The organism is uncultured Algibacter sp., from assembly GCF_905480415.1.
GTDB lineage: Bacteria > Bacteroidota > Bacteroidia > Flavobacteriales > Flavobacteriaceae > Algibacter_B.
Window position 1 is genome coordinate 1 of sequence record NZ_CAJQQI010000059.1, and the last position, 23379, is coordinate 23379.

Annotated in this window: 18 protein-coding genes and 2 rRNA genes; 15 read left to right on the forward strand and 5 right to left on the reverse strand. The window is 33.0% G+C overall.

The window, feature by feature from the left end:
- Positions 1-1908, forward strand: a 1908-nt coding sequence (locus QZ260_RS04820; RefSeq protein ID WP_295983380.1) for a T9SS type A sorting domain-containing protein, incomplete at its 5' end; no start/stop codon positions are given.
- Positions 1909-1913: 5 nt separating this feature from the next.
- On the opposite strand, the gene QZ260_RS04825 is transcribed toward QZ260_RS04820, so the two are convergent.
- Complete coding sequence (locus QZ260_RS04825; RefSeq protein WP_295983383.1) at positions 1914-2945, reverse strand: quinone-dependent dihydroorotate dehydrogenase; 1032 nt, start codon at positions 2943-2945, stop codon at positions 1914-1916.
- A 130-nt stretch (positions 2946-3075) separates the two neighbouring features.
- On the opposite strand from QZ260_RS04825, the gene pepT reads away from it, so the two are divergent.
- The 14 genes from pepT (at position 3076) to QZ260_RS04895 (ending at position 19665) form a co-directional block, all read left to right on the forward strand.
- Positions 3076-4320, forward strand: coding sequence for a peptidase T (pepT, locus tag QZ260_RS04830; RefSeq protein WP_295983385.1), 1245 nt, complete (start codon positions 3076-3078; stop codon positions 4318-4320).
- A 135-nt stretch (positions 4321-4455) separates the two neighbouring features.
- On the forward strand, positions 4456-5313 hold the full coding sequence (locus QZ260_RS04835) for a hypothetical protein (protein ID WP_295983388.1): 858 nt from the start codon (positions 4456-4458) through the stop codon (positions 5311-5313).
- 6 nt (positions 5314-5319) lie between these two features.
- Entirely contained in the window at positions 5320-6135 is an 816-nt protein-coding gene (locus QZ260_RS04840; protein WP_295983391.1) for a hypothetical protein, read from the forward strand.
- Positions 6132-6731, forward strand: a complete 600-nt coding sequence (locus tag QZ260_RS04845) for an ABC transporter ATP-binding protein (RefSeq protein WP_295983393.1) — start codon at positions 6132-6134, stop codon at positions 6729-6731. The genes QZ260_RS04840 and QZ260_RS04845 overlap by 4 nt, the downstream gene beginning before the upstream one ends.
- Entirely contained in the window at positions 6728-7486 is a 759-nt protein-coding gene (locus QZ260_RS04850; protein WP_295983396.1) for a hypothetical protein, read from the forward strand. The genes QZ260_RS04845 and QZ260_RS04850 overlap by 4 nt, the downstream gene beginning before the upstream one ends.
- Positions 7483-9357 (forward strand): prolipoprotein diacylglyceryl transferase family protein, encoded by a 1875-nt coding sequence (locus tag QZ260_RS04855; RefSeq protein ID WP_295983398.1) that lies wholly within the window; start codon positions 7483-7485, stop codon positions 9355-9357. Before QZ260_RS04850 ends, QZ260_RS04855 begins: the two co-directional genes overlap by 4 nt.
- A 96-nt stretch (positions 9358-9453) precedes the next feature.
- Positions 9454-10623, forward strand: coding sequence for a glycoside hydrolase family 130 protein (locus QZ260_RS04860; protein ID WP_295983401.1), 1170 nt, complete (start codon positions 9454-9456; stop codon positions 10621-10623).
- A 173-nt stretch (positions 10624-10796) separates the two neighbouring features.
- Complete coding sequence (trmD, locus tag QZ260_RS04865) at positions 10797-11474, forward strand: tRNA (guanosine(37)-N1)-methyltransferase TrmD (RefSeq protein ID WP_295983404.1); 678 nt, start codon at positions 10797-10799, stop codon at positions 11472-11474.
- Positions 11475-11859: 385 nt separating this feature from the next.
- Entirely contained in the window at positions 11860-12210 is a 351-nt protein-coding gene (rplS, locus tag QZ260_RS04870) for a 50S ribosomal protein L19 (protein WP_271560929.1), read from the forward strand.
- Positions 12211-13068: 858 nt separating this feature from the next.
- A complete protein-coding gene (locus QZ260_RS04875) occupies positions 13069-15279 on the forward strand; it encodes an NADP-dependent isocitrate dehydrogenase (protein ID WP_295983414.1) in 2211 nt (736 codons plus the stop codon).
- Between the two features lie 75 nt (positions 15280-15354).
- Positions 15355-17730, forward strand: a complete 2376-nt coding sequence (locus QZ260_RS04880) for a TonB-dependent receptor (RefSeq protein ID WP_295983418.1) — start codon at positions 15355-15357, stop codon at positions 17728-17730.
- 4 nt (positions 17731-17734) lie between these two features.
- Positions 17735-18550, forward strand: a complete 816-nt coding sequence (locus QZ260_RS04885) for a DUF4249 domain-containing protein (RefSeq protein ID WP_295983421.1) — start codon at positions 17735-17737, stop codon at positions 18548-18550.
- Positions 18551-18617: 67 nt separating this feature from the next.
- Positions 18618-19436, forward strand: a complete 819-nt coding sequence (murQ, locus tag QZ260_RS04890; RefSeq protein ID WP_295983424.1) for an N-acetylmuramic acid 6-phosphate etherase — start codon at positions 18618-18620, stop codon at positions 19434-19436.
- Positions 19426-19665: a DUF6095 family protein gene (locus QZ260_RS04895; protein ID WP_295983429.1), complete on the forward strand. Its 240-nt coding sequence runs from the start codon at positions 19426-19428 to the stop codon at positions 19663-19665. Before murQ ends, QZ260_RS04895 begins: the two co-directional genes overlap by 11 nt.
- Here QZ260_RS04895 and QZ260_RS04900 read toward each other — a convergent pair.
- The 4 genes from QZ260_RS04900 to QZ260_RS04915 form a co-directional block, all read right to left on the reverse strand.
- Positions 19658-20158, reverse strand: a complete 501-nt coding sequence (locus tag QZ260_RS04900; protein ID WP_295983433.1) for a hypothetical protein — start codon at positions 20156-20158, stop codon at positions 19658-19660. The two genes, QZ260_RS04895 and QZ260_RS04900, sit on opposite strands and share 8 nt — an antisense overlap.
- Positions 20159-20289: 131 nt before the next feature.
- Positions 20290-22728 carry a helix-turn-helix domain-containing protein gene (locus QZ260_RS04905; RefSeq protein ID WP_295983436.1) on the reverse strand — a complete coding sequence of 813 codons (2439 nt, stop codon included), beginning with the start codon at positions 22726-22728 and terminating at the stop codon, positions 20290-20292.
- A 251-nt stretch (positions 22729-22979) separates the two neighbouring features.
- Positions 22980-23087 (reverse strand): 5S ribosomal RNA (rrf, locus tag QZ260_RS04910).
- Positions 23088-23224: 137 nt separating this feature from the next.
- A 23S ribosomal RNA gene (locus tag QZ260_RS04915) occupies positions 23225-23379 on the reverse strand; the annotation flags it as partial.

Sequence of the window (23379 nt, forward strand, 5' to 3'; positions counted from 1 at the left end):
TTAGTGCTTTCGATATTTTTATCAATGTCCACTTGCATGTTTTCTCAAAATAAAGAAGAAGCAAATTGCGGTAATATAACAACTTCAAATGCGATAGCGTTTTACGAAAACATTAAACCTCAACTAAAAAAATACGAAAACGAATTTTTATCAGACAAATCTTCTAGATCTGCTAAAGGGAAGGTTCCAACAAATGTTTTAAATTCTATACCTGTAAAAGTATACATTATTAGAAACTCAGATGGCTCTGGTGGTTTAAATATCTCTGAACTTAATGATGCTATATCAAATCTAAATTCAGTTTACGACGATGCCTTTCTAGAATTTTTCTTGTGTGGTGGTATTGATTATATTGATGATGATAAATTATGTCATTTTAAAAGAGGTGAAGAAAAAAGTTTTATAGAAACTAACTACGTTCCTGGTTTAATAAACATATATTTTACTAATTACATTGAAAACGAATCTGACGAAGCTATTTGCGGTTATAGTGATAATATTGGCAGAAATGATATAGTTGTCTTGAAAAATAGTTGTGCCACCAATGGGTCTTCTCTTCCTCATGAGCTCGGTCATTTTTTCTCTTTATTACATACACATGGAGCCGATAATAATAAAAAAACTTCTGAGCTAGTTGATGGTAGTAATTGTGATACTGATGGTGATGGTATTTGTGATACGTCTGCAGATCCAAGATTAAAAAGCTCAACAGTTAATAGTTCTTGTAACTATTTAGGAACAGATACAGATGCTAATGGAGATACTTATACTCCAGATACCAATAATATGATGTCTTATTCTAGAAAAGAATGCAGAAATTATTTCTCTGAACAGCAATTAGCGAGAATGTATGCCTTTTATATGACAACTAAAAGTTATTTATCATGTCCATCATTTAATGCAGACATAGCCGTCAATGAAAGTGAAACGTGTGAAGAATTACTAACAGTAAATTTTGAGAGCATTTGTGATAACATGACTTCATGGCAATGGGATGTAGATGGTGATGGCAATATAGATTATACAACTAAAAACCCTTCACATACTTTTGAAACTGGTATTTATGATGTCAAGCTTACAGTATCAAACAAGTCTAAAACTATAAGAAAAAAGTTTACTAATTTCATTAAAGTAGGTACACATACAGATCTTTTAGATGAAACTTTTGAAGAATTTAATATGCTTGACAATCAAGGTTGGACAAGTAAAGATGTTTCCGGAAACGGTTATTATTGGTATACAAATTTTGGTGATACACAATCGAGTGAAACCGGGCCTTCAAACTATAAGAATTCTGAAAGCAACTTGAACACATACATATATGCAGAATCATCTGGAGCACAACCTGGTGATGTTACTGAGTTTCTTTCACCTTGTATTGATGTGAACTATCAAAACAGTGAATTAGAATTTTCATACCATATGTTTGGTAAAGGCATTGGAGAATTACATGTAGATATTAAAACAGATTCTGGATACATTAATGATGTTATTGATCCGCTTTATGGAAGTCAACAAAACCATCAAAGTGATGATTTTATTACCAAATCAGTTGATTTGTCGTCTTATGCCAACGAAACTATAAAAGTGCGTTTCAGAGCTGTAAGAGGTTCTAGTTGGAAAGGTGATATAGCTATTGATAATATTTTAGTTAAAACGATTCACACCACTATAACTGATGATATGTATAAAGCATACCCTAACCCAATTAAAGGTGATTTGCTTTATGTTAAAAACAAGGATTTAGAAAACATTTCAACCTTTACAATTACTAGTTTAGTGGGACAACCATTTTTGTCTGGTGCGTTAACGAATAATCCTATTGACTTTAGTGGTCTGTCTTCTGGAACCTATTTACTTACTATAACTAATGGTGAATCAAGAGTTGTAAAAAAGATTATCAAATAAAGTCTTTACTTATTAAGTATCGCTTTATTAATTGATTTTATTAAACTTGGTCCTTCATAAATAAAGCCCGTATAAATCTGAATTAAGTCAGCTCCAGCATCTAATTTTTCAAGGGCATCTTTAGCAGAATGAATGCCACCAACCCCAATTATTGGAAATGCTTTATTACTCGTATCAGAAAGATATTTTATAACCTGCGTACTTTTTTCCTTTACTGGTTTCCCACTTAAACCGCCGTTACCAATATCTTCAAGTCTCTCTTTTGAAGCTTTTAATCCTGTTCTGGCTGTTGTTGTATTACTCGCAATAACACCATCAAGATTTGTGTCTTTAACAAGCTCAATAATTTCATCTAATTGATTGTTATTTAAATCTGGTGCTATTTTTAAAAGAATAGGTCTCTGCTTTTTAAAACTTTTATTTGCTTTTTGTACAGCGCCAATTAATTCTTCAAGGTAATCCTTATCATTTAATTTAGCATGACTTCCAACATTAGGACAACTCACATTCAAGACAAAATAATCCACATAAGGATGTAGCGCATTAAAACACTCTAGATAATCACTAGTATAATCTTTTGGTTTCGTATCTGTATTTTTACCAATATTACCACCAATAATCAATTTGCCTTGATTCTTTTTTAGTTGCTCGATTGCAGCGTTTAAACCTTCATTATTAAAACCCATCCTGTTAATAATACCTTGATCGTCTTTTAATCTGAACAACCTTTTTTTAGGATTTCCAACTTGTCCTTTTGGAGTTACGGTGCCTATTTCAATAAAACCAAAACCAAAATTTGCCAATTCATTGTATAACACTGCATTTTTATCAAAACCTGCTGCTAATCCAACGGGGTTTTTAAATGTAAGTCCGAATAAATTTCGTTCTAATCGTTCATCTTCAATAACATATAAACTTCTAAAAAGACTTTTAAATCCGGGAATTTTTGACGTGAATTTTATTAATGAAAATGTGAAATGATGAATTTTTTCAGGATCAAAAGAGAAGAATAGTGGGCGAAGTAGTGATTTATACATCAAAATTATTTGATGCAAAAATAAGTTGAAATACTGTAAATAAAAAATCAAGTTGCACTTACTTATTCACGCTTAATAATCGTAAATTAGAGCCAATTATAGTTATCAATCATCACAAAATTTAATTTACATGATTTCAAAAGAAGACATTATAAAACGGTTTATAAGTTATGTTACTATAGATACAGAATCAGACCCAAATTCTGAAACTACACCAAGCACTAAAAAGCAATGGGATTTAGCAAAAAAACTTGCAGAAGAGCTCGAAATGATAGGTATGCAAGATGTCAGTATTGATGATAATGCTTATATCATGGCAGCTTTACCAAGTAATGTGGAATATGATGTGCCCACTATAGGTTTTATTTCCCATTTTGATACCTCGCCAGACTTTACTGGCACCAACGTTAAACCTCAAATTATTGAGAATTACAATGGTGAAGATATTATTTTGAATAAAGCTGAAGATATTATTTTGTCGCCAGATTATTTTGACGATTTACTGCTCTATAAAGGTCAGACCTTAATCACAACAGATGGCACAACACTTTTAGGAGCTGATGATAAAGCAGGTATTTGTGAAATTGTTTCTGCCATGGAATATTTAATTAACCACCCAGAAATTAAACATGGAAACATTAAAGTTGGTTTCACCCCAGATGAAGAAATTGGAAGAGGTGCTCATAAATTTGATGTTGAGAAATTTGGAGCAGATTGGGCTTACACCATGGATGGAAGCCAGATTGGTGAATTAGAATATGAAAATTTTAATGCGGCAGGAGCCGTTGTGAAAATAAAAGGAAAAATTGTACATCCTGGTTATGCCAAAGGTAAGATGATAAACTCCATGTATATCGCACAAGAGTTTATTAACTCGCTTCCTAGAATGGAAACTCCAGAACATACTGAAGGTTATCAAGGGTTTTTTCATTTACATAATATGAATGGTGATGTTGAGGAATCTACATTACAATATATTATTCGCGATCACGATAAAAAGCATTTTGAAGCACGTAAAGAAGTTATGGTAAAGCTAACTAACGAACTTAATTCGCAATATGGCAGAGAGGTTATTACAACCGAAATTAAAGATCAATATTTTAATATGAAGGAAAAAGTAGAGCCTGTTATGCATATTGTTGATATTGCCGAAGATGCTATGAAACAACTTGATATTGAACCATTAATAAAAGCCATTCGTGGCGGAACTGATGGCTCACAACTAAGTTATATGGGATTACCTTGCCCTAATATTTTTGCTGGCGGACACAATTTTCATGGACGTTACGAGTATGTACCTGTGGAAAGTATGATTAAAGCTACCGAGGTGATTTGTAAAATTGCAGAGTTAACTGCTTTAAAAAATATGAGCTGATTTAAACGCTTGACTTTGTAAAAAAATTCGACTAACTTCGTTTAATATAATAGATTAAAACGATTTCATATCAAGTCGCTGGTGGTCATCAAAAGAACACCAATACGACTAATACTTCTTTAAATTCTTAAAGACATGATATTGAAAATTAGAGACGAAAAAAAATACGCACTAATGCGTAACCGCGTGTTTAAGCATATGCTTAAAACAAGAGGCTGGAAATACCGTGCGTTTTTACGTTATCTACGCTTTTTCAAATACGCTGCCTTTGCACCTACCAGAGGTGAATTTCTTGAATCATATTATGTTTTAATGCGCTTTCTTGATGATGTTGTTGATGGTGATGCGCCATTGCCTGAAGGGTATCTTAATGAAAGTGATTATATTCTTGAGAAAATTAGGTTCTCGAAAAACATGATTAATCCAAAAGATGAAGTCGATTATCTTATTCTTTATTGTTTTGAATTAGCAGAAAAATTTGGTGAAGATTTCCAAACCGAAACTGAAGACATACTTAATTCTTTGCTTTTTGATGCGAAGCGCAGGGGTAAAATGATCATTTTTTCTAAAAAGAAATTAATGCATCATTTTCATTTGCTAGATATAAGAGGAACCATCAGAGCTACTTTAAAGGTTTTCAAGGATGATCCTGACAAGTATGAGCTATTAGAGCCTCTTGGGGTAGCATGTCGTTACCAATATGATATAGAAGATATTGAAGCTGATCTGGCTGCTGGATATGTGAACATTTCTCAAGAAGATTGCGCGCTATTTCACATTTTAGATGAAGATCTTATTGCTCCGTTGTCTTTAAAAATAAAAAAGTGGATGCATCAACGCGCCAAAGATGGCTTGGAACTCCTTAAAGAACATCATCGCAGATTGCATTTAGGTCACTTTTCTTTATTAGAAAGATGGACTTTTTTACTAGTCTATGAGTTTCCAGCAAGAAAAGTTTTTAAAAAAATTCTTTTAGAAACAAAAAAAAGTTAAACACAAATGGGAAGATCTAATTTTCATCTAAATAAATGGTTTCTTGATTTTATAGGGAACAACGGTGAAACTATGATCTTTTATAGCGCAAAATTATCCTGGAAAGGATTTGTGACTCATTATGCAAGTTGGATAAGATACAGTCCCGAAAGTGGTGTTAAAGTAAAATCACACTTTTTAAATGTTCAGGCCCCTAAATTAATGGACAAATTGATCACCTGGCACGATGATAAATTTAAAGTATCTGGAAGTTGGGAGTCTGCGGCTAAGCCTCTTCATACCAGAATATTTGATACTGATGATGGCTATTTAGACTGGAACTGTTTTCAGCCTGCTTCCCTAGTTCAACTCAAAATAAAGGACAAAATTATACAGGGAAATGGTTACGTCGAGCAATTAATCCTCACGACGCCTCCGTGGCATATTCCAATGAACGATCTTCGATGGGGAAGATTCCATTCACTTCAAGATACAATGGTTTGGATTGAACTGCGAAAAGAAAATAAACAGCAATGGTTATGGCTTAATGGTGAAAAGATAACGACGTGTAGTATTGAAGACGATCATATTTCATCAACATCAAATGATTTCTTACTGAAGCTTGATCGTGGTGTAGCATTGGAATCTGAAAAAAAAATATTTCAAGTGGCACAAAAGATTTTGTGCTACCTCCCGGGCTTTAATAAATTGATGCCTACTAAATTTTTAATGGCGGACAATCATAAGTGGTTAAGTAAAGCCGAATTTCACAAAAATGGGAGTCCCGTTACAGAAGGTATGGCTATCCATGAATGGGTGAATTTTAATGCGCAAGATCAATGATTTTAAATACAGAACATATTGCTAAATCTTTTGGAAGGAATAAAGTTTTAAAGAATATTTCGTTTCAATTGAAGGCTGGTTCAATTACGGGCATTGTAGGCGAAAATGGCTCAGGAAAGTCTGTCTTAATGGATATTATTGTTGGCGCACGAAGTGCTGACAGAGGAATAATTAACAGAAATGGCAAAATAGGTTATTGCCCGCAAAGAGCTTTACTCTTTCCCCATCTAACTGTGCAAGAGCATTTCATTTACTTCGCTATAGCCTACGGTATTGGAAGAGATCAATTGAAAAGAAGATCTGAAGAATTATTGCTTCACTTCAACTACAGGAAATACAAACAAGAAAAAATTATCAATTTGAGTGGTGGTACCCAACAAAAACTAAACCTTTCCATCGCGCTTCTTCATGAACCCGACTTATTAATTCTTGATGAACCCTACAATGGATTTGACTGGGATACCTATCAGATGTTTTGGAATTATACCAATCATCTTAAGAAGCAGGGTTGTGCTATTCTTATTGTAACTCATTTATTGAGTGAAAAAGAAAGACTTGACCGAATTTATAAACTTGAAAATGGAATTTTAATATGATGAATAAGATAATAACAGGTTTATCAATGATTTTGAGAATGCTCATTCGTCAAAAGATTGTGATTATTTTACTTTTAATAATACCTGTTTTTTTCTTAACGATCGTTGAGTTTACAACTTCTGAAAGAATGCTTCCATTTCAATTAGCATCACTAGACGAGGACGTATTTATAAATATAAGTGAAAAGGGTATTTCCTTCATATTTTTCGCAGTAGCCTCATCCGGGTTTCTGGTTTCATTTCTAGCACTAAATCTTATTCAAAAAAATAATGCAGTAAACCGCAGACTTATTATTTGTGGATATCATCCCATTGAATTAATGATTTCCATTTTGCTAGCATTGATTTTGGTAATCGTTTTGATTGCAATATATATCGGGTTGCTTACCAACGCTTTTTACACCATTGATCACCTAAGCAGATTCATATTAGGTTTAGTTCTCATAGGTTTCGTCTACGGAAGTTATGGATTATTGGTTGGCAGTCTCATTAAAATGGAATTAGAAGGGGTTTTAATGATAGTTTTACTTGTAAATATTGATGTCGGTTGGTTGCAGAACCCTTTATTTTATGCCGAGGCACAAAATCAAATCATCATAAAATTCCTTCCTGCTTATTTTCCATCCCAAACGGCGATTATTACAGCAGTAACAGATTACTCTGCCAGCACGTCAATTTTGAATAGCTTGCTATACGGATTCGTCTTTTTAAGTTTTTCAATGCTGATTTTCTTCTATAAAATGCGAACAAAATGAATAAAACAACAACTAAAATCAACAAACTACTATATGCCATAGTCTTTCTTATTATTATACCTAGTATCCTATTGCTATGGGCAAAATATACAGAAGACTTAATAATCTTCCCTGCAATGGAATCAACTATAGCCGGTTATATATTCATTATTTTTGGCGCTTTACTTATGGTATCGGCCATGTATGCTTTAAAAAAGTATGGCAAAGGCTTACCTATGAACGCCTATCCTCCGCCTATATATGTATCAAATGGGCCGTACCATCTTGTTAGACATCCCATATATTGGGGATTCGGCATTTTATTGGCAGGATATTTTATTTTAACCAAGTCTGCAAGTGGGCTTTGGCTGGTAACGCCAATTACGATAATTGCTATGGTCGCTCTCGTAATGGGATATGAAGCCATTGATCTAAAAAAAAGATTTCCAAATGAGCCGAGGGCAACAATTTTAGATCTTCCTGCAAAAACAAAAGAACAAACTGGTATTCGTGATCGACTCGTTTCTTTGTTTTGGGTAGCAGCACCTTTGTTCTTAGCTAATTTTATTATAGCTCATTTAGTTGGAGATTGGTCTGCTATTTTAGGAAAACAATCGGTTTTACTCATAAATATTGAAAATCAATATTTGCCTTTACTGAGTGTGCTATTTATATTTGGCATACCTTTTCTAATCAAAACAAAAAACCTGTTGCGGACATGGGTAATTACAAGTATAATTGCCGTTTGTATTTTCACTTTTACAGCTCTGTTATACCCTGGACTAGAGATACTATATCTCCCATTTCAACATCATTTTGTCTATTTCACCCCCCTGTTTTTAATAATTTTGGGAATTAGATCTATTTTCAAGCAATCAAATCAATTAGGCGTTTTATTTAGTATCATAGCTATTGTATTAATGAGTATACAATTACCTTTCAGTCGTTCTGCAGTGCTACATGTAAGTAGTTCTATTATGATATTCCTGTTAGCAGACAATTACTTTAATATCTGGATTTTCTTGAGGACAGGGGCAGAGAAAATAGCGAATTCATGGCAAGAATGGATCTTTGGTAAAATAAGAGTAATCAATCACGGCTTCTATGTTGGTTTTGGGACATTTCTAGGTATTTTGCTTGCGGGAATATTAGTTGGCGATTCTTATGCTTGGGGCCTTTTAATTTTTGCCTTTGTGGTTATAGTGTTTTCAGCACTTTGGGCACAAATTATTGAAGGATCTGAAAAACTAAAAAGGCCATATGGCTATTATGGTGCTTTGGTAGGCATTATTTTTGCCAGCCTTATCGTATTGACAATGGGTTATAATGTATGGGTTATTATAGGAGTGATCTCAGTAGTTATGCCTTGGGTGCAAGGCATAGGTCGTTTTCGCTGTTTGGTAAACGGTTGTTGTCATGGCAGTAAAGTTACCAACCCAGACATTGGTATTAAATATTTTCATCATCGCTCACGCGTTTGTGGAATTTCACAATTAAAAGGAGAACTGCTTCATCCAACACCGCTTTATTCTATGCTCTGGCTCTTTTTGATTGGTTTCATTCTATTATCACTTTGGTATAATAATTTTTCATCACCCTTCATTTTTGGTCTTTATTTAATTTTAACTGGTATCGGCCGCTTTGTAGAAGAAGCATATAGGGGTGAAGTGCAAACACCTATCCTAAAAGGACTCAGGTTATATCAGTGGACTGCTATCTTATCAGTTTTTATAGGTATCATCATGACGCTTATTGACATTGATAGTGCAGCTATCTTATCGAATGTTGGATGGGAGACTATTTTGTCAGCAACAATTGGTGGTCTATTCACCACTTTTGCCATGGGTGTTGATTTTCCTTATTCAAACGCACGCTTTTCAAGACTGGTTTAATATAATAATATGCCTCTTATATCTATTTGATTTAATTCATTTTTTGGTTTTCATAAAAAATTGTCGACCTTACATAAATACTTTAAAATCGCTACTATGCTTAAGAACCTAAAACAAACTAAATTTTCAACTTATTTAGTATTGATCATTTTATTTTTAGGGTGTAACCATAAAAAACGACAAACTCATTCTACTTCGGAAACGATAAACCCTGTGTTTTTTAATGAGTTTACAAAAGTAGATAGCATCAATCCAATCCTAAACCCTTCATCTATTTTACAATTTACAGATCCAATTACTGGTGTTTTAGCGAAATGGGAAGAACGAAATGTACTTAATCCAACTGCTGTTGTAAAAGATGATAAAGTTTATTTAATGTATAGAGCACAAGACTTAAATGGCACATCGAGAATTGGAATGGCTATAAGCGAAGATGGACTTCATTTTAAAAAAATGGAGGAACCTATCCTGTTTCCAGATAATGACGATATGAAAGTTTACGAATGGAATTACAAGAAAAGTGAAGCAGAACAAACCAATTCTGAAGATTGCTATTTTTGCTATTTTGATGGGGTTGAAGATCCTAGAGTGGTTCAAAGCAACACTGGTGAATACTTTATGACTTACACTGCTTATGATGGTAAAACAGCACGTTTAAGTTTAGCGTCCTCAAAAGATTTAAAAACTTGGACTAAGCATGGTTTAGTTTTAAAAGACGAAAAATACAAAGATTTATGGTCAAAAGCTGGTGCTATAGTAAGTAAACTAGAAGGCCATAAAATGGTAGCCACACAAATAAATGGTAAGTATTGGATGTACTTTGGAGATACTAATTTATTTATGGCAACCTCAACAGATTTAATACATTGGGAAATAGCCATAAATGAAGAATCAAAGAAACCAATTTCAGTATTGCATCCAAGAATGGGTTATTTTGATAGTCGATTAGTAGAACCAGGACCTTACGCCATACTAAAAGAAGAAGGTATTTTACTAATTTATAATGGAAGTAATGCTTCAAACTTTAATGATCTTTTGTTGCCACAATACACATATGCAGCTGGACAAGCTTTATTCGATAAAACAAAACCCTACAAACTTATAGATAGAACCAAAAGCTACTTTATTCACCCTGATAAAGATTACGAAAAAATAGGAGAAGTCAATGAAGTCTGTTTTGTTGAAGGTTTGGTTTTCTTTAAAAACAAATGGTTTTTATATTATGGTACTGCAGACTCTAAAATTGCCGTTGCCATATCAGACTGAAATATTTAATTAAAAAACATCTAGACAAAACCGCGAGGCTCTTAAATGAATAGATCAAAATTAATCTGTCGATAGTAGGGAAAATGTATAAAATCACAATCTTTAGTACATTCCAATTTCTATAACAACATCCCAAACAATTAAATTATCTTTGTACCACTTAATTACTTAAAATGCGCATAGATATTATTACTGTTTTACCAGAATTACTTAAAAGCCCGTTTGAAGCCTCAATTTTAAAACGAGCTATTGACGCTGACTTGGTAGAAGTCCATTTCCATAATTTAAGAGATTACACTACCGATAACTATAAATCTATTGACGACACACAATTTGGTGGTGGTGCTGGCATGGTAATGATGGTGGAACCCATTGATAAATGTATTTCGACATTACAAGCAGCACGCGATTATGATGAAGTGATTTACATGACTCCAGATGGGGAGACTTTAAAACAAGGTATTGCCAACCAACTATCTTTAAAAGAAAACATTATTATTTTATGTGGACATTATAAAGGCGTAGACCAGCGTGTACGCGATCATTTTATAACTCGTGAAATTTCTATTGGAGATTATGTGTTATCTGGTGGCGAATTAGGTGCGGCTGTACTTTGCGATGCTATAATTAGATTAATACCAGGCGTATTAGGTAATGAAACCTCTGCCCTAACCGATTCTTTTCAAGACGGTTTATTAGCACCTCCTATTTATACAAAACCAAGAGAATATAAAGGCTGGAAAGTACCTGAATTATTATTTGGTGGTAATTTTCCAAAAATTGAAAAATGGCGGGAGGAACAAGCATATTTAAGAACTAAAGAACGACGCCCAGATTTATTGGATGATTAATCGAACGTCATTGCCCGGAACGAAAGAATCTTTTTAATTGTATTTCCTTTCATAAGATTACGTCGTTATCTTTCCTCGTAATGACAGAATTTGATTGTTTTCTTTTAAAAACTGATACTACAGGCCACAAACAAGCTTGTGTTAAGGATAGAAGCGGCATCCTTTTTTTGAGGTACAAGAAAAAGATATAGCGGATAGCCTGACTTTTTGCTTTTAATAAGCATGAAACTATTGCAACACTTCCACGCAAAAAGAAACACCAAAAAAATACAAACAAAAGGTTGTAGATTATGAATTAATAATTACTTTTGCACCCAATTTCGGATTAACCTCTAGCGAAAATCGTGAATGTTGTTCTGGATTAATTATAATTAAATTTAGAGATATGGAATCTTTAGTAAAGTTTGTACAAGACGAATTTGTAACAAGAATAGATTTACCAGAATTTGCTGCTGGTGATACAATTACAGTATTCTACGAAATTAAAGAGGGTAGCAAAACGCGTACTCAGTTTTTTAGAGGTGTAGTAATACAAAGAAGAGGGACTGGAACTTCAGAAACTTTTACAATTAGAAAGATGTCTGGTTCTATTGGTGTTGAGCGTATCTTCCCAATTAATTTACCTGCATTACAAAAAATAGAAGTTAACAAACGTGGTAAAGTACGTAGAGCACGTATATTCTACTTTAGAGGCCTTACTGGTAAAAAAGCTAGAATTACTGAGCGTAGACGTTAATAACGATACATCTGCAATTGCAGTATTTAAAAGCCTTGAGATATCTCAAGGCTTTTTTTATTAACAAAAGTTAATAAGTATGGTTCATAAGTAGTTGATATCTAATAGCTTGAAAAATTTGTTTTTTTGAAATCTGATCTTATATTTACGGAAGAAATAATGACAACCTTGGTTGGTTTCGCCTTAAAACGAATTTACAAGACTTTCTAAATGAAGTAACGTTCTTTATATAATTGTTTTTGAGGTTTTATTGTATCACGTGTATGCGTGTAAAACGAAACAACCATGACATTATAAAAAGTGGCACATGTGCAAGCAGGTGAAAACTAGTATGATGAAAAGCTTAAAAAGCAACATTTGTGAAAGTAGATGTTGTAATGCGAGCAATGCTAGCAGTAATTTTAACGCGAAAGCGAAGATTGAACTAATAGCATCAAGAAAACAGTTAACAGAAACATTATAGTAATATGTCAATACATTTTGAAAATTACAATTATGTTTCTTTGAAATAATAAAACTTGAACTGAAACGGTTTAGATGAAAATTTTAAACAATCATTAGTAGCAATGCTAATTAGGTCATGCTGAGTTATTTCAAAAAAGCCATATCAAGGTAGATTAAGTTCTACAATGATATGGCTTTTGTTATTTTATAACTTTACACCGTTTCTATTTTAATAAATCGCTATTTACTCCTCTCTATTTTATTATAATACTAATTCTTTACAACAGCTTTAATTTCACATCTTGATTAAAAATTAATCGATTACAATTTTGTATATTCGCGTCGCTAAAAATAAAACCTGTTTTTCAACTTCTGGTTTTTTAGCACTAAAGAAAATCAAAAAAAGCGACACAAATGTCTAAAATTATTTATACTAAAACCGATGAAGCTCCTGCTTTAGCAACACATTCCTTATTACCTATTGTAAAAGCATTTGTAAAGTCTTCTGGAATTAATATTGAAACTAAAGATATTTCATTAGCAGCAAGAATCTTAGCTGTATTCCCAGATTTTTTAAATGAAGACCAACGTGTTTCAGACGATTTAGCTATACTTGGTGAATTAGCAAAAAAACCAGAAGCAAATATTGTAAAGTTACCAAATATCAGTGCTTCTGTTCCGCAATTAAAAGACGCTATTAAAGAACTACAATCTAAAGGTTTTAACATTCCTGATTATCCTAACGAAGCTGAAACTGAAGCTGAAAAAGAGATTAAAGTACGTTACGATAAAATAAAAGGTAGTGCCGTAAACCCTGTGTTACGTGAAGGTAATTCAGATAGACGTGCGCCTAAAGCTGTTAAGAATTATGCTAAAAAAAACCCCCACTCTATGGGTGCTTGGTCTAGCGATTCTAAAACACATGTAGCTACTATGGAAGCTAATGATTTTGCTCATAATGAGAACTCAGTAACCTTAAATGATGCCACTAGTATAAAAATTGTTCATACTGATAGCAATGGTACAACTACTATATTAAAAGATTCTTTGGCTTTATTAAAAGGAGAAATAATTGATGCCACCGTATTAAGCAAAAAAAACTTATTAACCTTTTTTGAAGAGCAAATAGCCGACGCCAAAGCAAATAATGTATTGTTTTCATTACACATGAAAGCGACCATGATGAAAGTGAGCGACCCTATTATATTTGGTCATGCCGTTAAAGTGTTTTTCAAAGATGTATTTACTAAGCATGCCGAAACATTGGATGAAATTGGTGTTGATGTAAATAACGGTTTTGGAAATCTAATTGAAAAAATTCAAAGTTTACCAGAAGCCAAACGTAAAGAAATTCAAGCAGACATTGATACTGCATTTAAAAATGGACCAGCAATTGCTATGGTAAATAGTAATAAAGGCATTACAAACCTGCATGTACCAAGTGATGTTATTATTGATGCTTCTATGCCTGCAATGATTCGTACATCCGGGCAAATGTGGAATGCTGATGGTAAATTACAAGATACCAAAGCTGTTATTCCTGATAGTAGCTATGCAGGGATTTATTCTGCAACTATAGATTTCTGTAAAAAGAATGGTGCTTTCGATCCTACAACTATGGGAACCGTTCCTAATGTTGGTTTAATGGCTCAAAAAGCTGAAGAATATGGTTCACATGATAAAACGTTTGAAATAGCTTCTAATGGAACTGTTAGCATTAATGATGCTTCTGGCAACACATTAATAAAACATACTGTTGAAACTGGAGATATTTGGAGAATGTGCCAAGTTAAAGATGCACCAATTCAAGACTGGGTTAAACTAGCGGTTACACGGGCAAGAGCTTCTCAAACACCTGCTGTTTTCTGGTTAGATAAATACAGAGCACATGATGCAGAATTAATAAAAAAAGTAAATACATATTTAAAAGATCACGATACTTCTGGGTTAGATTTAAGAATCTTATCACCTATAGACGCTACGCTTTTTACTTGCGAAAGATTGAAAGATGGAAAAGATACTATTTCAGTTTCTGGAAACGTATTACGTGACTATTTAACAGATTTGTTCCCAATATTAGAAGTTGGTACTAGCGCAAAAATGTTATCCATTGTTCCGTTAATGAATGGTGGTGGATTATTCGAAACTGGCGCTGGTGGTTCCGCTCCTAAGCATGTTGAACAATTGCTTGAAGAGAATCATTTACGTTGGGATTCTTTAGGCGAATTTCTAGCTTTAGCGGTTTCTTTAGAACATTTTAGTGAAGTTAATAACAATGCAAAAGCTAAAATTTTAGGTCAAACTTTAGATGATGCTACTGATAAATTGTTAGAGAACAGAAAAGGACCTTCTAGAAAATCTGGTGAATTAGATAATAGAGGGAGTCACTTTTACTTAGCCATGTATTGGGCACAAGAATTGGCTAATCAAAATATAGATGACGCCTTAAAAGCTGAATTTACGCCAATCGCTAAACAATTAGCTGATAATGAACAAGCTATTATAAAAGAATTAAATGATATTCAAGGTAAACCTACAGATCTTGGAGGTTATTATGAACCGGATGAAGCGCTTATTAATCATGTGATGAGACCTAGTGAGACCTTTAATACTATTTTAAGATAATTATAACATCAATATAACCTAAAAAAGCTCCTTATTAGGGGCTTTTTTAATACTTTTATAAAAAAAAGCTATTAAATGAAGACCAAGTTTTTATGGTTTCTTTGTGTATTTTGTTTCACAATACTCCCCCTTAGTGCACAAGAAAAATTCACATTGAGTGGAACGATTTCTGAAGAAAAAAGTAACGAAACCCTTATTGGAGTTAATATTATCTTTCCAGAAATATCTGCCGGTACAACTACCAACGAGTATGGCTTCTATTCCATGACATTACCTCAGGGCACTTATAATATTGTTATTAGTTATCTGGGATATTCAGCAATATCAGAAACTTTTACGCTATCAGAAGACATATCAAGAAACTTTAAATTAACAGATGCTTTAGAAAGTTTGGATGAAGTTATCATTACAGAAAATATTGAAAATCTTAATATTAGAAAGCCGCAAATGAGTATAAATAAACTTACGTCTGCCACTATTAAAGATATTCCGGTGGTACTTGGTGAGTCTGATATTATTAAAGCCATAACGCTACTACCTGGTGTTACTAATGCGGGAGAAGGTGCTTCAGGTTTTAACGTTCGTGGTGGTGCAGCAGACCAAAACCTAATCCTTTTAGATGAAGCTATCATTTATAATTCATCGCACCTATTTGGTTTCTTCTCCGTTTTTAACCCAGATGCTATCAAAGATTTAAAACTATATAAAGGTGGGATTCCTGCTCGTTATGGTGGTCGTGTTTCTTCTGTTTTAGACATTTATCAGAAGGAAGGAAATAGTAAAGAATTTCACATGAATGGTGGTATAGGGATTATTTCCAGTAGATTATTAGCTGAAGGTCCTCTTAAAAAAGATAAAGGATCTTTTCTTTTGGGTGGTAGATCGAGTTATGCGCATTTATTTTTACCCCTATTTGATTTAAATAACATTGCTTACTTCTATGATTTGAACACTAAATTAAGTTACAAATTAGATGAAAGAAACAATATTTATCTATCTGGATACTTCGGTAGAGATGTCTTTAGAATTGAAGATACTTTTGAAAACACATATGGTAACTCTGTTTTAAATTTCAGATGGAATCATCTGTTTTCTGATAAGCTTTTTTCCAATTTATCTTTAATTTATTCCGATTATTACTATGACCTAAAATTAAATTTTGTTGAATTCGACTGGGTTTCTGGAATTCAGAATTTCAATTTAAAATACGATTTTAAACATTATCTAACTGATAAAATAAAACTTCAGTATGGGTTAAATAGTATTTATTATAATTTTAATCCAGGTGAAATTAATCCTACTGTAGAATCTTCAGGAATAAACCCTTTTAAGCTTATTGATAAATATGCAATTGAAAATGCTATTTATTTAGATGCCGAACATAAAGTTTCAGATAAACTAGCATTATCTTATGGATTACGTTTAAGTAGTTTTCATCGTTTAGGGCAAGATGAATTAAATATTTATGAGAATAATCAAGCGGTTACATTTAATCAAGATTTTCAAATTTATGAAAAGGCAGTACCAATTGGAACCGAATCTTTTAAACGAAGTGATGTTATTGAAAGTTTTTACAACTTAGAACCTAGAGCATCTTTAGCTTATCAACTAAATTCTGACAGTTCGGTAAAATTGAGTTACAATAGAATGAGTCAATATTTACATCTACTTTCAAATACTAACTCACCAACTCCACTAGATATTTGGACTCCAAGTGGTAAATATGTAAAACCACAATTACTGGACCAATATGCGGTTGGATACTTTAAAGATTTCAATAATAACAAATATTCATTAGAAGTTGAAAGCTTCTATAAAACCGTAAAAAACAGAATAGATTATATTGATGGGGCAGATTTAATTGCAAACAATGCTATTGAACAGGTGATATTAAATGGAAAGTCTAGAGCTTATGGATTGGAAGTTTTACTTAAAAAAAATGAAGGACGATTTAAAGGTTGGTTTGCTTATACCCTATCTAAATCTGAGCAAAAAACGCCAGGAAGAACAGCCTTAGAAGCAGGAATAAATAATAGTGAATGGTATAGAACACCTTTTGACAAAACACATGATATTTCCTTTACAGGAAGTTATGATTGGAATGAAAAATGGAAAATAAATACTAATTTTCTATTTCAAACGGGGCAACCTGCAACATTTCCAAACGGACAATATGAATACAACGGCCTAAACATCCCTAATTATGGCAGTAGAAATGCTGATAGACTTTCTGCATATCACAGGTTAGACATATCTTTAAACTACACACCAAAACCAAATAAAACTAAAGGCTGGAGAAGCCATTGGGTCTTTGGTATTTATAATCTTTATAATCGAAGAAATGCAGCTTCTATATCTTTTGGGCAAAACGAAATGACGGGCTCAAACGAAGCTACTCGATTAGCCATTTTCGGAGTTGTACCATCAATATCTTATAATTTTAAACTTTAAGGTTATGAAAAAAAAATTTAAAACCATTTTTATTCTTCTAACACTAATCTCTTGTGAGGATGTTATTGATATTGATGTAAATAATGCTGAGCCACGATTAGTTATCGACGCTTCCATACATTGGCTTAAAGGCACAAATGGAAACACTCAATTAATCCAGCTTAGTCTTACTGCACCATATTTTGATGATGCTATTCCACCCGCTACGGGAGCTAATGTATTTATTTTAGATTCAAGTAACAATACTTTTAATTTTATTGAAGAAGGCAACACCGGAATTTATAAAAATAAAAACTTCATACCAGTTATTGGTGAAATTTATAATTTAAATATTCTTTATAAGAGTGAGACTTATATAGCTACAGAAACTATGACACCCGCAGTGCCCATTGAATCTATAGAACAAAAAAATGATGGTGGATTTTCAGGTGACGAAATAGAAATTAAAGCTTATTATACAGATCCTGAGAATATAGAAAACTATTATCTTTTTGAGTTTTTGATTCTAGACACAAATAGTTCAACTCTTGAAGTCTATGATGATGAATTTACAGATGGTAACCAAATTTTTGCATTTTATTCTGATGAAGATTTAGAGTCTGGAGACCAGATGCTAATAAGAAACTCTGGTATTTCTGAACGTACTTACGAGTTTTTAAATATTTTATTACAACAAACCGATGAGGATTCTGGAGACCCTTTTGAAACACAAACAACCACAGTAAGAGGTAATTGTATCAATCAAACTAACCCAGATAATTTCCCACTTGGATATTTCAGAGTTTCTGAAACAGATGTCTTTACCTATGTCGTTGAATAACTAAAATCGTCTCAAAACAAACAATAGATAGATTAATGCCAACTAAATTTTTATGTACTTTTGAATCATGAGTTTCATTAAAACTACCGAACAAGATTCTAACCACAATCATCTAGAAAAGATGAGTGTTTCTGAATTGCTTGAAAACATTAATAAAGAAGATAAAACAGTTCCTTATGCTGTTGAAAGATCATTGCCACAAATTGAAGGTTTAGTAAATCAAATAGTTGAAAAACTAAAACAAGGTGGAAGGTTATTTTACATGGGAGCTGGTACAAGTGGTAGATTGGGGATTTTGGATGCGTCTGAGTGCCCTCCAACTTTTGGAGTATCACATGATTTAGTTATCGGTATAATTGCTGGTGGAGATTCTGCCATAAGAAAATCCGTAGAATTTGCCGAGGATTCTAAAACTCAAGGCTGGCTAGATTTACAAGAATATAACATTAATCAGAATGATGTTGTTGTTGGAATTGCTGCATCAGGAACGACACCATATGTTATTTCAGCTGTAGAAACTTGTAATGAAAACAACATCATAACAGGATGTATTACTTGTAATAAAACCAGTCCTTTAAGTCAAGTTTCAAAATACCCTATAGAAGTTGTTGTAGGACCAGAATTTGTAACTGGTAGCTCTAGAATGAAGGCTGGAACAGCTCAAAAATTAGTACTTAATATGGTTACCACTTCCACAATGATCCTCTTAGGTCATGTAAAAGGAAATAAAATGGTAGACATGCAATTGAGTAATAATAAGCTTGTGGATAGAGGTGCTAAAATGATAATGAAAGAAATAAATGTTTCTGAAACAAAAGCTTTAGAATTACTAAGCAAACACAAAAGTGTAAGAGAAGCCATTAACAACTTCAACAATGGAAACTGATAGAACAAATAAGGACGTTCTCTTAAAAGGAGTTAAACTATTGGGCATAGCTTTAGCCTGTATGTTTACGGGCCCAATACTTGCTTATATTTCACAAACAAAGCTAAAAACTCCAATAGATAATGTGGTTTTGATCATAGCTATAATAATATGCTGTCTGGCACTATTTTTTGGGTTTAAGGGTATCAATACAATACTAGACAGTATGTTCAAAAAAAAAATTAAATAGCAGAAATATGCTTTGGTGTAGTTGGGTTATACCCAAATTCAGCATCATTAACAACAATTTCTAAACTATCAAAAATATAATTGATAATAGCGTAGTGGTGTATAGTATGGCTGTTTGCGTGAGCCAACAATGAACCATAAGTATAGGGTATTTCCAATTTACCCAATCCTAAATCATCAACTACTAAGACAGCTTCATTAATATCTAATGCGATAGAACCTAATCTGCCAATTATGAAGTTTAAGTAATCTTGAGCACATCCACAATCAGATTCTACATCTTTATTTCTACTTCTAGCTGTTAAGTCTATTCTATTTTCGGCATCAGTACTAAAAATGCAATCATAAAAATCTAAAATATGCCTAATGTGAGTCCCTATACTAGAATAGTAAGGAGAAACAGTAGCATCACATAACTGATTATTGGATAAATTATCTAATAAAACTTGAGATTTCTGTAGTGTTTTGAGAGTTGATTGGATGATAACATTCATGGACACTAATTTAGATAAATATTTTTAATTTCATAAAATACTTTACTTTAGTCTAGACACTTCAAAATCCCTATAACTAAAACCTTGTTTTGTTATCAAGGCAAGCATAATCTATATGTTTTAATCGGTAGCTAATTTCTCAAATCATCCAAGACCAAACGTAAGTCGCCATAACTATATTTCTCATCTAATTGATGTTTTAAATCAGATAAGTTTTCATATTTTTTCTTTGGGATTATAGCTTTTAGTTCCTCATAATACGCGATAGGCATTAGATCGGTAACCTTGATTTCTCCTGATGGAATAAAAGAAGCTAAATGTCCAAAAACAGTATTTATATTGAGTTCTCGTTCGTTTGCAATATGTTCTATAGACTTTCCTAATTTGAATAATTCTAAAGATTCCTTTTTAGTTTCACCAAGTTTCTTTTTAGGTTTTGGTTCATCAAATATTTCAGAATCAGAAGCCGTTTCAATATCATGCTCTTCACAATACGCTCTTATCACGTTTAATATAGCTGACCCATATTTTTCAACACGTGTTTTCCCCATTCCGTTTACATTTAACAATTCCTTTTTAGTGGTTGGTAAGGTTTCACACATTTCATATAATGTCTTTTGTGCAAAAATCTGATAATGAATTAAGTCTTTCTCCTCAGCAATATCATTTCTCAACATACGGAGTTTTTCAAATAACTCCACATTACTAGTTCCTTCAACAACTGACTTTCTCAGTTTCTTGGGTTTGTCTTTACCCATAAATACTGACTTAGCACGTAACTCCAAAACATGTTTACAAACAAACCCGGAATCTAAACCTTTAAAATAAAGTAATTTTACCGACAATAATTCCTCAAAACTATCTAAATGTTTAGTGATTTCACTCTCCACTGCTTGATTATCTGTAGTAAAAGTAAAAGTCTTTAATGATGTAACTATCTTCGTATCTGTTTCGGTTTTAAAATATTTGATTGCCTTTTTAAAACGCTCTTGAATCATAAAACTCTTTTCTGGTAAACCACCATCATCTTCAGAAATTTGTTTCAACTGTGCATTAAATCCATTAGCCACTTTCAAAAAGTTAGTAATTGTATCTTTAATAGGCAAAAACGTGTTTTCTATATCCCCAACGACCACCGTTCTATTCTTATAATAAGTATCTAAAATCCGATTCAAAGGATATAAAAATTCATAAAAATCAAATACTTCAGAAATCAAATCCAATTGAAAATGTTTCTGAGAATGTTCTAAAACTGTTTCATCTGGTGCATTTTGTTTAGCATTTTTATTAAACGTGGTCACGTTACCATCATTAATAATTTGACTCGAATGAATCTTACTCTTCAACACCAAACCCTCCAACGATTTACATCGACTTAAAGCCACATAAGTTTGCCCATGTGCGAAAGCGCCTTGAGCATCAATAATAGCCTTTTCAAAAGTTAACCCTTGACTTTTATGAATCGTAATAGACCACGCCAACCTTAAAGGCATTTGGGTATATGATCCAATCTTCTCTTCTGTTATCGCTTTTGTTTCAGCATCTACCGAATAATTAATATTCTCCCAAATTTCGGGCGTTACGTTAATATTAAAATCGTCATCAGGACAATGCACAACGACTTCATCTCGATCCAACAATATAACTTTCCCTATCTTACCATTAAAATAGCGTTTATCGGCGTTACTATCATTCTTAACAAACATGACTTGTGCTCCAACTTTTAATTCCAAAGCCTGCTTATTTGGGAAAGCATACTCTGGAAACTTCCCATCCACTTCTGCAACATAAATAAATGATTTAGTTATCAACTTTTCTAACTCTAACCTATTAGTCGCTTCGGCTTTATTATTATGAGTGGTTAACGAAATATATCCAGCATCAGGCTTAGGCGTAAAATCAGGTATATAACGCTTATTCAATTCCATTGCTGCAGCCTCGGTCAGCGTATTATTTCTAATCTCGTTAAGTATTTCAATAAATTTGGGGTTTTCCTGCCTATAAATATGTTTCAACTCTATAGTCACCGCTTCGCATTGTTGAAATACTTGACTACTAAAAAAGAAACCATTCTTATAAACATGCTTCAACAAATCCCATTCCTGTTCTTTAATAACAGGAGAGAGCTGTTGTAAATCTCCAATCATTAATACTTGAACACCACCAAAAACTTTGTTTCTATTTCTAAAACGGCGTAATGTTCTATCAATACCATCCAATAAATCGGCACGTACCATACTAATTTCATCAATAACTAAAAGATCCATCGACTTAATAATATTGATCTTGGTTTTACTGAATTTCCTATTGAATCCTTTAGAAGCATTCAAATCTGTGTCAGGTAAAATAGGACCAAAAGGCATTTGAAAAAAAGAATGTATAGTAACACCTTTGGCATTAATAGCAGCCACACCAGTAGGTGCAATAACTACCATACGTTTTAAACTGTTCATTTTTAATCGGTGCAAAAATGTGGTTTTTCCAGTTCCCGCTTTACCCGTTAAAAAAATAGACCGGTTTGTATTATTCACAAACGCCCAAGCTAATTCCAGTTCTTTATTATCTGTCATTATTAGAAGTAAAATAGAGTTTGAAGATAATAATTTATGAAGTTTATTTAGGCGGGTTTTTAATAAAAATAAAAACTGCGGTATGCGTTACTAGTTTTGTAAAACCATAAATGGAAGTTTCAGAAAAGCTAACCACTACTATCGCTCCCGCACCTCTCAACGTCAGTCTTTGTTTAATAGATAGTTTTGTGTTTTAATTAAGTTTAAGACAAAAAAAAGAGTCTAACTACACATGTAATTAGACTCTCTAAAAAAGGCAACGACCTACTCTCCCACAAATGTAGTACCATCGGCGCTAATGGGCTTAACTTCTCTGTTCGGAATGGTAAGAGGTGAGCCCCATCGCTATAACCACCTTAAGTTATAGCTGCTGACTATCAGTATTGAACTTCTAGTCTTCAGCATCATGCATATAGCATGATAAATATCTTAACATATTGAAAAAAATAACATGAATTTTATAATAATTGTATTGAACTTAGTAAAAAAACAGGCGTACAATAAGCCTATGGGTTATTAGTACTACTCGGCTATGACATTACTGCCTTTACACCTATAGCCTATCAACGTGGTAATCTCCCACGACCCTTTAAAGAAATCTCATCTTGTGGTGGGTTTCGCGCTTATATGCTTTCAGCGCTTATCCCTTCC